Raw genomic sequence first — 13,359 nt, 5'->3', positions numbered from 1 at the left:
TGGTCTACATCTGCCAGAGACTTGAACCCCACGTGAGTCCGCCGCCAAACCCAAGGAACATCACACGCTGTCCTTCGTGGATCTTCCCAGCGTCAACAAGCTCCTGATACACGATGGGGACGGATGCTGCGACGGTATTGCCGAAGCGATCAATGTTGACGTGCAGTTTCTCTTGCGGAAGACCAAAGCGTTCGCGGGAGGATTCAAGGATTCGGGCGTTTGACTGATGGCATACGTAATGATCTACATCCTCAGGATTCATGCCTGCTTTGTCGAGTGTTTCGGCAATGAGATTGGAGAATGTCGTCACTGCAAACTTGAACACAGCGCGCCCATTCATCACGAGCTTGTCAAACTGCGACGGATCCACTGGGGTACTTGCGTCGGGTGAATCGGTCACGTGCTCAGGGATATACAGATGCTCCCACTGGCCGCCATCAGAGTGCATCGACTGGGCAATCACACCCTTCGATGTGTCCGTGTCAGCAGTCAGCACAATCGCGCCAGCTCCATCGCCAAAGAGGATCGCCGACGCTCGTCCGTGGTCGTTGTACTCCATGTGCTTGGTCAATGTATCTGCACCGATCAGGGCAATGGTTTTATACATCCCTGCATGTATCATGGCAGCTGCTGAGTTCAGACCAAAGACAAACCCGCAGCACGCCGCAGTCAGATCCCAGCCACCGGCGGGTGTTGCTCCGATCAGGTCGACAACCCGGCTTGATGTCTGAGGGCATGGCATCTCCGGCGTCATGGTTGCAAGCACAACAAGCTCGACATCCTTTGCGCGAATGCTTGCAGACTTGAGAGCTGTTTGCACTGCGTTGACAGAGAGCGTGAGTGTGCACTCGCCCCTGTTCTCACGATCGATCATGCGACGTTCACGAATACCCGTTCGTTGGGTGATCCATTCGTCGGATGTATCCATCATTGCTTCGAGATCGGCATTCGTGAGTCTGCGTTCAGGAAGCGCGACACCTGACCCCGCGATACGTACGCCGTGCATCGATCCATGGCCGACGCCTCGATATCGCGACTGTGTCATGCAGGCTCCCGCTCGGGTTTTCTTGTTGCTTCAGCTTGCTCAAGCCGATGAATAATGTGCTCATTCACATTTGCACGAACAAAGTTCAGGCTGTTGCGGATCGCTGCTTTCATAGTCCGAGCTTCACTCGAACCGTGTGCGATCATGCACGCACCATTCACACCAAGCAGCGGCGCACCGCCATGCTCATGGTAGTCGTTCTTTGCATAGATCCTCTTGACGACAGGCTCAAACTGTACAGCAAGATCAGGATCAATCTCAAAGATCTCCTGCGCGATCGCAGCAAAGAGGCTCTTTGCGAGTCCTTCTGCCATCTTCAGCATCGCATTGCCCATAAACCCGTCGGTGACAATGACATCAGCAACGCCATCAAAGAAATCGCGTCCTTCCACATATCCGATGCAGTTCAGATCGGGTGTGTTGTCTAGCAGTTCGCGGGTTTCCTGGATGATATCTGTGCCCTTGCCTTCTTCAGAACCAATGTTCATGACACCGACGCGAGGATTCTCAATACCAAGCACCTTCTGGGCGTATATATCCGCCATGATGCCATACTGCCACAGGTGAGTTGCCTTTGGTTCTGGATTTGCACCAGCATCGCAGAGAACGACCGGCCCATGAAACGCGGGAATCGTGACAGCAATGCCGGGACGATGCGCAAATGGAAGACGCTTCATCTGCATGATCGCAGCAGATACACATGCACCTGTGTTGCCAGCGGACAGCACGACGTCAACAGGGTTCTCAACCTTCTTTGAGCCAAGAAGCGCCATCTGCACGATTGATGAGTCCGGCTTTGATCGCACTGCACGAGCTGGTGATTCGTCCATCGCAATCACGTCGGATGCATGGTGAATGGACAAACGCGTGTCTGCGATCCCCTTTTCCTCAAGAATCTCTTCAATCGTTTCCCGGGGGCCGACGAGCACAATCTCATCTTCTGGCGCAATGATCTCCAGTGCGTCAATACAGCCACGAAGAATCACATCCGGGCCGTGATCGCCACCCATGATGTCAACAGCAATGCGCATCAATCAGTCCATATACAGAAACAATCTGGGCTCATGTCCAAAGGCAGTTCGGGGTAACACAATCGGACATGACAACTGAAAAGAGAACCGGCAGATAGTAGGAGGGAGCAGGCTGGAAGGTGCAAAAAAACAACAGTGGAGACTCTCGACTCCCTGTCAGATGCACCGCTTGCGACACGTATTCCGATGCCCAGGTGATCAGCCTGACACTTGCTGTTCCACAACAAAAAAATGCGCAGTCCCACACCGCGCAGTTACAGATTCCGAAATGAATCACAAGGGTATCAGTCCTGATCGATACCGATCTTCAGCTTCTTGACGGTAATCTTGAGGCCCGGCCGGACATATCCCGACTTTTTGCATGCACGATGATGCATCTTGGGATCACCAGAGAGCGGGTCAATGCCAACAGCAAACGACTTCAATGCGTCGTGTGAACGGCGACGGCGTGAACGCCCGTAGGATTGACGAAATGGGGGAAGCATGAGATCCCTCTCAAACAGACAACGTGTAACCGGAAAGACTCGCGATGGATCAGCCAGCCCGAGTCGAGCACCAAGGATAGTCAGGTTTGAGCTTGTCGTCAAAGCAAAGTAATCTGTTGGACTTTATAGGACGATAACTGCTGAAATCTGGTTGCTTTTTTGACCAACCGACGATAATTCTGCCATGCCGATCTCACCGATCAGCCCCTCCGGACCCGAGCCGATTCGGCCGACGAGGGCTGTCACTCGGCGCAAACCGACAGCCAGCGAATCAGAAGAGCAGAGCGACGAGGTGCTGATCTCCAGCGTCGAAACCGCAGATGCTGTCGATCCGCCGCATAAACAGAATGAAACCGACGATCATACCGGCAAGGGAACCCATGCAGAGCAACTTCCATCGCAGCAGCACCCTCGCGCAGACGATGATCGCCCTCACATAGACATTCAGGGTTGACTGGTGTGCGCCTGTCCCTCAGATCCATCTGCGGTCTAAACTGACGCCTCACAGCGACAGCGGAACTCGTTGCTGCTGGATGGCTTCTTAAATACGAGGAGAAACGCGCATGGGATTGCTGGATGGCAAGGTCGGTTTGATCGTTGGAATCGCAAACAACCATTCATACGCGTTCCACATCGCAAAGGCGCTCACACAGCACGGCATGCGCTGCTGCTACACCCACCTTCCCGGTGAAAAGAATGAGCGTCGCACGCGCAGTGCAGTAAAGGAACTTCATGCCGAAGGCGATGAGCCGTGGCTCGCACCGCTCGATGCAGCGAGCGATACAGATCTCGACGGAGTGTTTGCGAAGTATGAAGCGGAAGTAGAGCGGATGGATTGCCTCGTGCATTCCATCGCGTTTGCAGATCGTTCGTTCCTTCAGCCAGGTTCCTTCTTCACAACAACACGCGAGGCGTATCTGTCCGCGATTGACATCTCCGCATACACACTGCTTGCAATGGCGCAGCGCGCAAAGCCCATCATGGAAAAAACCAGCCCCGAGCACGGCGGCTCCATCATGTGCATGTCGTACTACGGCGCTGAGAAAGTTGTCTCAGGCTACAACGTCATGGGTGTTGCCAAGGCTGCGCTCGAATGCACCACGCGATACCTTGCAGAAGATCTGGGACAGTTCGGAATCCGTGTCAACGCGATCTCCGGCGGCTATCTGCGCACGCTTGCGTCGTCCGCGGTCGGAGGTGCTGGCGCATTGGGTGAAGCGATGAAAACCAAAGCCCCATTGCGCCGTCCCACCGAGGGCAGCGATGTCGGAGGCACCGCGGTCTACCTTGCTAGCGATCTTGGTGCTGGTGTCACGGGCGAGACCATCTACGTGGATTCGGGCATCAACATCATCGGAGCCTGACAGCAGCTTCAGGGGCTGACTGTCGGTAGTGGAATCCCCCGCTCTGGACTGCCGCGGTTGAACCCGAACCGGTGTGCGGCATACACTCGGCTGTGCAGCAAGCCACGTTTTCGGGCGTGTCAGGTTGCCTTGCCTCCCTAGCTCAATCGGTAGAGCAGCTGACTCTTAATCAGCGGGTTATAGGTTCGAGTCCTATGGGGGGTACTTACTTCTTTGTCTACCCCATGCGTGCTTGTTTTGTTGAACCTTCTGAGCCTTGCCTGCTTTATGCAGACGAATGATGCTCGACACGACATCTTCGCATGAGACGGTTCAATGTGATACATGGCGTTCGGTCATATGTCGCTTGCTTGCTCTCTGCGCTACGCCATTGATTGCTGGCTGTGCATACACCGTGCGTCCGCCTGTACACGTTGCTGATCCAACAACCGTCTATCTTGTTGACTATGGTGACACCAGCAGACTCTGGCTGCCAAAGGACGACAACAACGCATTTGTTGAGTGGGGGTACGGCGACTGGCGGTGGTATGCCAAGGATCAGCAGTCGTATCTGTACGGCTCGATCGTGTTCTTCTGGCCAACACCCGGAACGCTTGCTCGTCGTGAACACGATTTCGGACCATTGGGTGCGGATGGCAATATGCTTTGGGAGCTCGATGGTTACGCAACCACAATCCACGAGATTGATGTGGAACGATCCGACGCAAGCGAGTTGCTGGTTGAACTGGAATCACGGTTTGATCGCCAGCGCGACTCAGAAATATACAACCTAAACAGACGGATGTATTTCGTGAAAGATGCATCGAGTTACTGGCTCGGGCATCAGTCGAGTTCTGTGATGGCGGGCTGGCTCAGGAAACTTGGGTGTCGTGTAAGTGGGTTCGCAGTTGTTGCAGACTTCCGGGTGCGTGCGCCGGGACGAACAGCACACCTTCAAACACGCAAAGAATAACCAGCGTGGATTTCAACTAACAGGATCACACTCCCTGTAAGCATCAATCACCGCCTGCTCACCATCAGCGCCGCCCTTACTGTTGCCGTGCTCCATGCCCATGATCCCGGTAAAACCCTTGTCCTTGATGTGTTTGAACACGTTTTGATAGTTGATCTCGCCCGTGGTCGGCTCGTTGCGCCCGGGGTTGTCGCCGATCTGGAAGTACCCGATCTCGTCCCACGCACGATCGATGTTTGGAATGAGATTGCCCTCGGTGATCTGCTGATGGTACAGATCGCACAGAATCTTGCACGCGGGCGAGTCGACCGCACGGCAGATCTGGTACGCGTGCGACATCTTCGCGAGCAGCATGTCAGGATGGTTCCAGGGATTCAGTGGTTCGAGCACCATGACAAGGTTGTGTGGTTCGAGCACAGCTGCGCCGCGCCGGAGTGTCTCGACCGCGTAGGCTGTCTGGTATTCCATGTCGATGCGTGGATGCACCTTGCCGAGCACGACGGTCATCCATGTTGCGTTGACGCGCTTCGTGACCTCGACAGCGCCCTTGCACGCATCAACGAAGGCATCCATGTCCTCCTTCTTTCCCTGGCTGAACGTCGGACCCCACGCCGAGTTGGGATTGAGCACAAACACACCCATCTTCATGTTCAGGCGTTCCATTGCCTTTGCGATGCGCGTCTGATCCTTGACAGAGCGTCCCTGCATGCCGTTGTCTTCCCACGCGGTGAATCCCTGATCGGCAGCAAACTCGAGCTGCGCGACCGGATCATCGCCAGCCTTGTTGCGGAACATGCCAAAGTGCGGCGCAAAGTGCATGGAGAACTTTTCGTCACGATGTGTTGTTGGCTTTATCGCTGATGCGCCGAGCGCAACCGTTGACCCGAGTGCGCCGCCAGCAGCAGCGAGAAATGTTCTGCGTTCCATAATGTGGATCCGGATGCTTAAGGATGTGTGGGAGTCAGATCGGTTCGTATTCAGATCAGGGGTGTCCTGCCGGGTGTTGGCACCGGATCGGTCTTCAGATCGCTGAACGAGTATGTGTCCGGCGCGAGATTCAACTCCGATTTCATCGCCTGCTCCCACGTCACTTGCTTACCGGTGTACGTGCTCATACGTCCCATGATCGCGGTGAGTGTGCTCTCAGCAACTCGCTTCGCCTCGTTCAGATACGAACCCTCACCTGTGATCGATGCGATGAGATCGTGGTGTTCGTCGTCGTAGGGATTCCCGTTCTTCTCAGAGAATCGCCACTCATTTGCACCATTGAGTACTGCAAATCCGGGGCGCGAGACAGATGTTCCCTTGGATCCTCGCAGCACCTCCTCGACGCGACCGGCGCAGCCATCGATCTGCCGGCACATGCTCATCAGGGAACTGCCGTCGGCGTACTCGTACTCGATTGCAAAATGGTCGAAGATGTTCCCGTATTTGTCCTCGGTGCGCACCTGACGTCCGCCCATGCCTGTTGCTTTGACTGGTGGGCCGCCCTTGGCCCAGTTGACCACATCCAGATTGTGGATGTGCTGCTCGCAGATGTGATCGCCGGAGAGCCAGCAGAAGTACAGCCAGTTCCTGCACTGCCATTCCATGTCGGAATACTCGGGCTTGCGCTCGTGGACCCAGAGTCCGCCCTGGTTCCAATAGCACTGCGCTGCCACAACATCACCAATCTCGCCGCTCTGGATACGTTCCATGAGTGCGAGATACGACCTTTCGTGGCGGCGCTGTGTGCCAGCAACGACGGAGAGTTTCTGCGCTCTTGCTCGTTCGCCCGCGTCGATCACCATGCGCACGCCGTGCGGATCAACCGCAACGGGTTTCTCCATGAAGACGTTCTTTCCCGCGTTGATTGCTGCATCGAAATGGATCGGTCTGAAGTGGGGCGGTGTGGCAAGGATGACGTAGTCAATTTCCTTGATAGCAAGCAGCTTCTTGTACGCGTCGAATCCTGCGAATGTATGCGCGGGATCAATCTTCACGCGTGACTCGGCATCCTCACGGCTGCGAAGATGCGAGAGACTGCCGTTGAGTCTGTCCTCGAAGAGATCCGCGAGCGCGACGATGCACGTTGCCGGATGTGCAGCGAGTGCGTTGATCGCAGCACCAGTCCCACGTCCGCCGCAGCCGATCACACCAACACGGATCTGCTCACTCGATGAACGAACCGTCCGTGCAGCAAAGCTCGGAGATACCAGTATCCCAGCACCAAGTGCAGCGCCGGTCTTGACAAGGTCGCGGCGGGTCAGTCCATTCTGTGATGTTGCCATGATGTCTCCGATCTGCCAGACGATAGTGCGAGCACGCGGGCACAAGCCCGATGCGCACATTTTAGCAGATTGGAGCGGATTGTGCTTGCTGGCATTTGAATGCTGCGGTTCAGTAAGAAACAGCCTGCGATCCGGTGTGAATCGCAGGCTGCGTGTCTTCAGCAGAGATGAGAAGAGATATATGTGCTTATCGACGGCGACGCATTGCGATCGGAGCAAACGCGCCCAACAGTGCAATCGAGCTTGGCGCTGGCACAATCGTGATCGTTCCCAGCAGTGTTGTGTCATCGAACCCGGTCGTCATAGTCATACCGGCTCCGTTAGTCAGCCCGATGATTGACGAGATGTAGTTGCCCGAGTTTGGATCGCTCAGGAACTGATGGATGTTGCCGTTCTCGTCATCACCCAGCATCGCGTTGACACCCATGATGAACGCGCCGCCGTTCTGGATGTTGTTCACTTCCGATCCGTTGTCATACACATTCGATCCGAAGATGTTGATCGTGACAGGGCCGTTGAAGTTGCCCATCGCATCATACAACTCGATCGCGTTGTCCGAGCCAACAAAGAGATCGTTGCTGGGAACGACCATGGACATGTAGCTGAGATATCGCTGCATTGATGTATCGCTGACCGACAGATTGATCGATGCGGACTCACCCGGCGTGAAGACCGGTGCTCCGTTTGGCTCGGCGAAGGTTAGTTGCGTGCCGTTTGGTTGTACGCTGCTGAAATGGGTTGTCAGCGCGCTGGTGTCTGCGAGTTCCGCGATGCTCGTCACACCCGGGAACATTGAAGCGCTGCTGCCGGAGTTGAATAGGTCGAAGGAACTGTCGTGCGAACCGAACCAGAACGGCGAGAAGGCAAACCCGCCAGCCGCCTGCGTGTTAGTGACAGTAATTGTGAGGTTTCCTGGGTCGGCACAGACAACGACCGATCCTGCTGCGAGTGCGATGAATGTGATTGGAATGTGAACTCTCATATCTTCTGCCCTTTCCTCAGTGTGGTGAGAGCATGCAACTACGCGGCGCCTCATGGGCCGGAATGCAACATGCACGTGTATGTGGATGGTCGCGCGACGTACGGTCTCTGCGCGACGCTTCTACCGCCTCTGAGAAGTGAGTCGGATGGAATGCGCAAACCTGACAGAAAACTAGAGCGATTTTTTCAGTTCGTCGAGAATTCGCTGCTTTGCATCAGCATCGAGCGATGGGGCAATCTCCTGTACTGGGTCGCAGCAGTGGTTGTGGGCTGGAACCTTCAGTTGCCCGAGTTCCTGATCACGGAATGATTTCGTGATTGCTTTCAGTTGGTAGAGTTGCCTCTTTGCTTTCCAGCACGACCCACAGAGCAGACGGTGGAGGGACTCGCCGATGCGTTCACGCCACTTCAGATCGGCGATGTTGCCCACGGACCGAATGCGATCTGCTTCCTCGCAGCGCATCGTGAGCACGTACCAAAGAATGCGGAAGAACCGGATCATCGCACGCCTCCCGGTGACTCGTCACCATATCGGCGTGAACTGATGTCCGCGCGAAGCCGGGCTTTGGCTCGATGCACAAGTGTCCAGAGATTCTCCTTTGTAATGCTCATCAATGTGCAGATCTCGGACGTTGGAACATTGTCAATCTCGCGCAGGCAGAACGCCTGTCGCATCGGGTCGGGCAGACGGTCGATCGCGCTGCGCAGCATATCACGAAGTTCGGCCTCGTGCCCCTCAACAGGATCATCCCATACTGCGAGCACGTGGTCGAAGTTTCCGTTCTGCTTAAAACCCGCCACTTGTGAGTCGAGGATATCGTGCACAGATTGCATCCAGCTAGCAGATTTTGTGCGTCTTCTGATCTCGTCGAGCACTTTGTGCCGCAGAATCCCGATCAGCCACGTCCGGACAGCCGACTTCCCGTCGAACTTCGCCTGCATGGCTGCCAGCAAGGCTTCCTGCACCGCGTCCTCCGCAGCGTGGGCCGACCCGAGACGCAGCAGGGCGTACCGGTACATCGCGTCGCCATGCTCATCGAGCCAGGATGCGAGCATCGCGACACGATCCGGTGACGTACTCGGGACAGATGCTGGATGTGCTGGTGGTTCGCTCACGGGAAATGCACGAGATGGTTCGTTCCAAATGCCATGAGCGGTTGCATGTGCTGGGATACTTACGCGCTGGCGGGCAGGATTTTTCCACGGCACTCGCCGAACCCGATGCGACGGAACCCGTCCCGCTCGCAGAACGCGCGCATGATGATCTGGTCGCCATCAGCAAGGAACTTGCGTTCTTCGCCTGTGGGCAATGTGATCGGCGTGCGCTGCGATCCCGGCACGAGTTTCGGCTCCTTTGCCCACGGATCGCCGTCCCATGTCAGTTCGAGCATGCAGCCTCTCGCGTCGCGCGTGGGGCCTGAGATCGTGCCACTCCCGAGCATGTCGCCCGGCTGGAGATTGCACCCGTTGGACGTGTGATGCGCGAGCATTTGCGCGACCGTCCAGTACATATCCTTGAAGTTACCGCGAGAGATCCGCATCGGCTTGATGTTCTTCTGGCGCATCTGCTCGGACTGGATGAACACTTCCAGCGTGATGTCGAACCCGCCGGCGCGTGTGTTGGCATCGCTGGTCAGATACGGGAGTGGCGTGGGATCACTTGCATCGCGTTCCTGCGCAGGGCATCGGAATGGCGCGAGAGCTTCCATTGTCACAATGTACGGGCTAACGGTCGATGCGAAGTTCTTTGCAAGGAACGGGCCGAGCGGCTGGTATTCCCACTTCTGCATGTCGCGGGCTGACCAGTCGTTGAGGATGCACAACCCGAGGATGTGGTCCTCAGCGTTCTCGATAGACACGGGCTCACCGAGGGCGTTGCCGCGACCGACGATCGCTCCCATTTCGAGTTCGTAGTCGAGCATCTTGCAAGGGCCGAACACAGGATCACCATCTTCTACCGTTGCGCCGGGAAGCAGTTGCCCGTTTGGCCTGCGCACATCGGTGCCGCTGATGACGATGCTCGATGCACGCCCATGGTATCCGATGGGGATGTGCTTGTAGTTGGGGAGCAGCGGATTGTCCGGCCTGAACATCGAGCCGACATTCGTGGCGTGGTAGAGCGAGGCGTAGAAGTCGGTGTAGTCGCGAGCATAGATCGGATACAGCGTTGTTTCAGAGATTGGCCTGAACAGGTGTGGTCGCAACTCGCTGTTCTGTCGAAGCCAGTTGTTACCATCAGTCCGGAGCCAATGTACGAGTTGTTGACGAACTTGCGCCCAGTATGTAACTATGTGCGAAAGAATTTGCTCGGGGCATGTCGCAACCCCGTCTGGAGTAACGCGAACGCCAAACCCGTGGAGTGTCAGGCCATTGATGACAGTCGCAAGTTTGTTTGAGATCTGATTGAGTTGCAGCACTCTGTCCCCAACAACAACACCAAATGTAGCTATGGTGATTGATGGGTCATTACGAGCGATGTCATGGAGCTTTGTTTCATCCGGAAGATCATCTGTTGCGTTGACGACACACAACGGCAGATTCTGGATAGGAAAATCCGTGTTCGGATCGTTCGCGCTCTCGACCCACGACTGCAGGTTCGGATCGTGTGTCTCGTTGATCTCGTAGCCCATGGGTGATGCGTCTCCGTGCGATGATGTGTGGACCAGAGTTTGACCGTATGCACAGGTGCGGTGGTGGGCAATCGGGCGAGGAGACCGAAAGAGGTTACGACACCGAAAGCCTGTGGATGAGCACCGCGAGCAACTGGCACCGCTCGACGAGGCTTGCGAGTTCGATCCATTCCTCGTTTGTGTGCAATCCGCCGCCACGAACACCCAGCGTGTCAATCGTCGGCAAGCCCGCAGCCTGCAGGTTGTTCCCGTCACACACGCCGCCGGTGGATGTGAACGGGAGCGATTGCCCAAGATGCTCAGCAACCTCGCGTGCTGTAAGCGCGAGCGATTCTGTTGCCGGGATCAGCGGCTTTGGCGGACGGACAAACGAGCGCTTGACCATCACACTCGGCATTGCGTCGGTCGATGTCGCAAGCGCATCGAGCTTTGCGCCGATCTCGTCAGCGATCTCCTGCGTTGCGTATCGCGCGTTGCCCCACGCGCGGGCGCGCTCCGGCACAGCGTTCGTCGCGGTACCCCCCTCAATGGGACCGACCGAAATAATGCGCCCGGTCTCAGCGTCCGCGATGTCGTCGATCTGCACGAGCGTTTTCGCGAGGGCTGTCACAGCGCTGACACCTGATGCAAAGTCGCGCCCGACGTGCGCGCTGCGACCATGTGTCTCAATGTAGAACTGCCCGCTGCCCATGCGCTCGACCGCGAGCTTGCCTCCTGGGAGTGCAGGTTCGAGCGCGAGACCAAAGTCATGCGACCGTGCTGCGGATTCGAGTACTCTCGCTGAGCAGTACGACCCGGTTTCCTCGTCGGAGTTCATCAGGAACGACCACGACGCGCTAATACCAGCCTCATCGAGTGCTTCGAGTGCGTTCATCGCGATGACGAGCCCACCCTTCATGTCAACACATCCGGGGCCGGTCGCGGTTGTTCCGTCGGCTGAAACTGTCAATGCCTTGAACGGACTCGTGTCGGCGTGGACTGTGTCGAGATGGCCCGCGATCAGCACGCGCTTCATGTCTGGTTTGAGACGCGCGCACACAGCGGTTGGCGGGAGTGCTGCGGCAACAGATTTCTTTGAGCTAAGCAGCCAGTCCGGACGATCGTCGCCCGGCGTGAGTGTCGTTGTCGCGCCGAGCTTTTCGAGTCGTGATACGAAGTGCGATCGCGTCCAGTCGAGACCATCCGTGTTCCCATCTGCAGTGGGGCCGGTGCATGTTTCAACGTGCTGCTTGAGTTCGTCGAAGAGCTTCGATGAACGGCTGGCAATGATGTCGCACAGTCGCTTCTCGTTAGCGGATAACTGGATTGGCGCAGATGATCCCATGCAGCATTGTTGCAGGCAGTCCGGCTGATACAAATGCGAGGTTCAGACAGCAGCCAGGGTTCCAGCGGCTGCTTTGGCTGCCCACGTGTCCATCGCGAGCGGAATCTGCACATTCGACGCGACCTGCCGCTGCGCTTCATCAAGCAGTTCGATCGCGCCAAGGCATCGTTCCCGCGCGTCGTGCTGATCGATCGAGCGGGTGAGCATCCGGGATAACTGCGATCCGATGATCTGGAGCAGATAGACAAACGCCTGCTTGTTTGCAGCGTCCTTGCTCGCGCCAGCGTGCGATTTCTCCCACGACTTTGCCCAGTCATCAATGAGCGACCACGCCTCGTTTCCAAACCCGATCGGTGTGATGCCTGACACGATCTGCTTTACAACGGGTTCGATGGTGTCCACCCAGTTGTGGAGTCCGGTCTCGATTGCCAGCTTCGCAAGACCCGGAGCGCCATGCGCAAAGTCGAGCAGCGTCTGTCGTTCGGTCATTGCGATCGGCGTACCTGTCTCGTTGAGGAATCTGTCCTTCCATTCGTTCATCTGCGAGTCGGTGAGTGATGAGAACGCGACACGCTGGCACCGGCTGCGGATCGTGGGGAGCAATCGATCCTCACGGCTGGTTACAAGAATGAGCACGACACCCGGCGCGGGTTCCTCCAGCAGTTTGAGCATAGCGTTTTGTGATGGTGCCTGGAGCAGCTCTGCCTCGTCGATAATGTACACACTCGATGCCATGGCGCTGCCAGCATGTGCTGATCGAATTTGTGCTGGTGCAAGCAGGAACTCCCGCACCACATCCACCGCAATATTCTGCTGCTTGGAACTGCGCACGGATGGTTCAGAACAGAACCGTGCGAGTTCCTTGCGCACGAGATGCACGTCGGGACACATCCCCGCGCGCAGCTTCTCCTGTGTGTCGCTCTCTTGTTCCGGTCTGATTCTGCCGTCGAGTCCCGCAGCTGTTGTTGGGTCAAGCACAACACCCGCCATCGCATGCGCGACAGTGCACTTGCCGATGCCTGACGGCCCCGAGAATATCCACGCGTGATGCAATCTGCCCGATGCGATCGCAGCATCGATCGTTTCGATCGCTCGCTCGTGGCCGATGATCCGGTCCATCGGAACATAGTCAATGGACAGTGCCTGAGCAGCTGCAGCATCGCCCGCGTTCGGCTTGGCATCCATCGAACGCTTCTTCGTGGGTTTCTTTGCAGTGGTTTTCTTTGTGGTCCGCTTGGCCATGCTCAGAGAGCGTATTCATCACGAGCACGCAGTGT

At 56.6% G+C, this 13,359-nt stretch carries 14 protein-coding genes and 1 tRNA gene; 4 read left to right on the top strand and 11 right to left on the bottom strand.

All coding sequences use genetic code 11. The features are described from left to right. Positions 1-4 precede the first annotated feature (4 nt). The 3 genes from H6815_13855 to rpmF all read right to left on the bottom strand — a co-directional run bounded on the left by H6815_13855 (position 5) and on the right by rpmF (position 2,561). Positions 5-1,045 carry a ketoacyl-ACP synthase III gene (locus H6815_13855; protein MCB9861524.1) on the bottom strand — a complete coding sequence of 347 codons (1,041 nt, stop codon included), beginning with the start codon at positions 1,043-1,045 and terminating at the stop codon, positions 5-7. Continuing rightward, complete coding sequence (gene plsX, locus H6815_13850; GenBank protein ID MCB9861523.1) at positions 1,042-2,076, bottom strand: phosphate acyltransferase PlsX; 1,035 nt, start codon at positions 2,074-2,076, stop codon at positions 1,042-1,044. The genes H6815_13855 and plsX overlap by 4 nt, the downstream gene beginning before the upstream one ends. 284 nt (positions 2,077-2,360) lie before the next feature. Continuing rightward, positions 2,361-2,561 (bottom strand): 50S ribosomal protein L32, encoded by a 201-nt coding sequence (gene rpmF, locus H6815_13845; protein ID MCB9861522.1) that lies wholly within the window; start codon positions 2,559-2,561, stop codon positions 2,361-2,363. A gap of 184 nt (positions 2,562-2,745) precedes the next feature. On the opposite strand from rpmF, the gene H6815_13840 reads away from it, so the two are divergent. The 4 genes from H6815_13840 to H6815_13825 all read left to right on the top strand — a co-directional run bounded on the left by H6815_13840 (position 2,746) and on the right by H6815_13825 (position 4,877). Continuing rightward, positions 2,746-3,015, top strand: a complete 270-nt coding sequence (locus H6815_13840; protein ID MCB9861521.1) for a hypothetical protein — start codon at positions 2,746-2,748, stop codon at positions 3,013-3,015. 109 nt (positions 3,016-3,124) lie between these two features. After that, positions 3,125-3,925 carry an SDR family oxidoreductase gene (locus H6815_13835; protein MCB9861520.1) on the top strand — a complete coding sequence of 267 codons (801 nt, stop codon included), beginning with the start codon at positions 3,125-3,127 and terminating at the stop codon, positions 3,923-3,925. 131 nt (positions 3,926-4,056) lie between these two features. Further along, positions 4,057-4,129 (top strand) — tRNA-Lys (locus H6815_13830). A 190-nt stretch (positions 4,130-4,319) separates the two neighbouring features. After that, positions 4,320-4,877 carry a hypothetical protein gene (locus H6815_13825; GenBank protein ID MCB9861519.1) on the top strand — a complete coding sequence of 186 codons (558 nt, stop codon included), beginning with the start codon at positions 4,320-4,322 and terminating at the stop codon, positions 4,875-4,877. Between the two features lie 12 nt (positions 4,878-4,889). Here H6815_13825 and H6815_13820 read toward each other — a convergent pair whose 3' ends face one another. The 8 genes from H6815_13820 to H6815_13785 form a co-directional block, all read right to left on the bottom strand. After that, entirely contained in the window at positions 4,890-5,804 is a 915-nt protein-coding gene (locus tag H6815_13820) for a TIM barrel protein (protein MCB9861518.1), read from the bottom strand. A gap of 50 nt (positions 5,805-5,854) precedes the next feature. Beyond that, complete coding sequence (locus H6815_13815) at positions 5,855-7,147, bottom strand: Gfo/Idh/MocA family oxidoreductase (protein ID MCB9861517.1); 1,293 nt, start codon at positions 7,145-7,147, stop codon at positions 5,855-5,857. 187 nt (positions 7,148-7,334) lie between these two features. Further along, positions 7,335-8,129 carry a spondin domain-containing protein gene (locus tag H6815_13810; protein MCB9861516.1) on the bottom strand — a complete coding sequence of 265 codons (795 nt, stop codon included), beginning with the start codon at positions 8,127-8,129 and terminating at the stop codon, positions 7,335-7,337. A gap of 171 nt (positions 8,130-8,300) precedes the next feature. Continuing rightward, positions 8,301-8,630, bottom strand: coding sequence for a hypothetical protein (locus tag H6815_13805; protein ID MCB9861515.1), 330 nt, complete (start codon positions 8,628-8,630; stop codon positions 8,301-8,303). Then, the gene (locus H6815_13800) at positions 8,627-9,244 is read right to left on the bottom strand and encodes a sigma-70 family RNA polymerase sigma factor (GenBank protein ID MCB9861514.1); all 618 of its coding nucleotides are present in this window, start codon (positions 9,242-9,244) and stop codon (positions 8,627-8,629) included. Before H6815_13800 ends, H6815_13805 begins: the two co-directional genes overlap by 4 nt. Before the next feature lie 59 nt (positions 9,245-9,303). Beyond that, a complete protein-coding gene (gene fahA / locus H6815_13795; protein MCB9861513.1) occupies positions 9,304-10,758 on the bottom strand; it encodes a fumarylacetoacetase in 1,455 nt (484 codons plus the stop codon). A gap of 94 nt (positions 10,759-10,852) precedes the next feature. After that, on the bottom strand, positions 10,853-12,082 hold the full coding sequence (locus H6815_13790) for a M20/M25/M40 family metallo-hydrolase (GenBank protein MCB9861512.1): 1,230 nt from the start codon (positions 12,080-12,082) through the stop codon (positions 10,853-10,855). A gap of 42 nt (positions 12,083-12,124) precedes the next feature. Beyond that, complete coding sequence (locus tag H6815_13785; GenBank protein ID MCB9861511.1) at positions 12,125-13,324, bottom strand: AAA family ATPase; 1,200 nt, start codon at positions 13,322-13,324, stop codon at positions 12,125-12,127. Positions 13,325-13,359: the final 35 nt, after the last annotated feature.

The organism is Phycisphaeraceae bacterium (assembly GCA_020639155.1).
Taxonomy (GTDB): domain Bacteria; phylum Planctomycetota; class Phycisphaerae; order Phycisphaerales; family UBA1924; genus JACKHF01.
Note: the sequence above shows the minus strand (reverse complement) of the source record. Positions and strands in the feature narration are given on the sequence as shown.

Bases quoted from the DNA above. Each gene is read 5' to 3' on its own strand.
- H6815_13855 (MCB9861524.1), bottom strand. From the start codon at position 1,045: ATGACACAGTCGCGATATCGAGGCGTCGGCCATGGATCGATGCACGGC.
- plsX (MCB9861523.1), bottom strand. From the start codon at position 2,076: ATGCGCATTGCTGTTGACATCATGGGTGGCGATCACGGCCCGGATGTG.
- rpmF (MCB9861522.1), bottom strand. From the start codon at position 2,561: ATGCTTCCCCCATTTCGTCAATCCTACGGGCGTTCACGCCGTCGCCGT.
- H6815_13840 (MCB9861521.1), top strand. From the start codon at position 2,746: ATGCCGATCTCACCGATCAGCCCCTCCGGACCCGAGCCGATTCGGCCG.
- H6815_13835 (MCB9861520.1), top strand. From the start codon at position 3,125: ATGGGATTGCTGGATGGCAAGGTCGGTTTGATCGTTGGAATCGCAAAC.
- H6815_13820 (MCB9861518.1), bottom strand. From the start codon at position 5,804: ATGGAACGCAGAACATTTCTCGCTGCTGCTGGCGGCGCACTCGGGTCA.
- H6815_13815 (MCB9861517.1), bottom strand. From the start codon at position 7,147: ATGGCAACATCACAGAATGGACTGACCCGCCGCGACCTTGTCAAGACC.
- H6815_13810 (MCB9861516.1), bottom strand. From the start codon at position 8,129: ATGAGAGTTCACATTCCAATCACATTCATCGCACTCGCAGCAGGATCG.
- H6815_13805 (MCB9861515.1), bottom strand. From the start codon at position 8,630: ATGATCCGGTTCTTCCGCATTCTTTGGTACGTGCTCACGATGCGCTGC.
- fahA (MCB9861513.1), bottom strand. From the start codon at position 10,758: ATGGGCTACGAGATCAACGAGACACACGATCCGAACCTGCAGTCGTGG.
- H6815_13790 (MCB9861512.1), bottom strand. From the start codon at position 12,082: ATGGGATCATCTGCGCCAATCCAGTTATCCGCTAACGAGAAGCGACTG.
- H6815_13785 (MCB9861511.1), bottom strand. From the start codon at position 13,324: ATGGCCAAGCGGACCACAAAGAAAACCACTGCAAAGAAACCCACGAAG.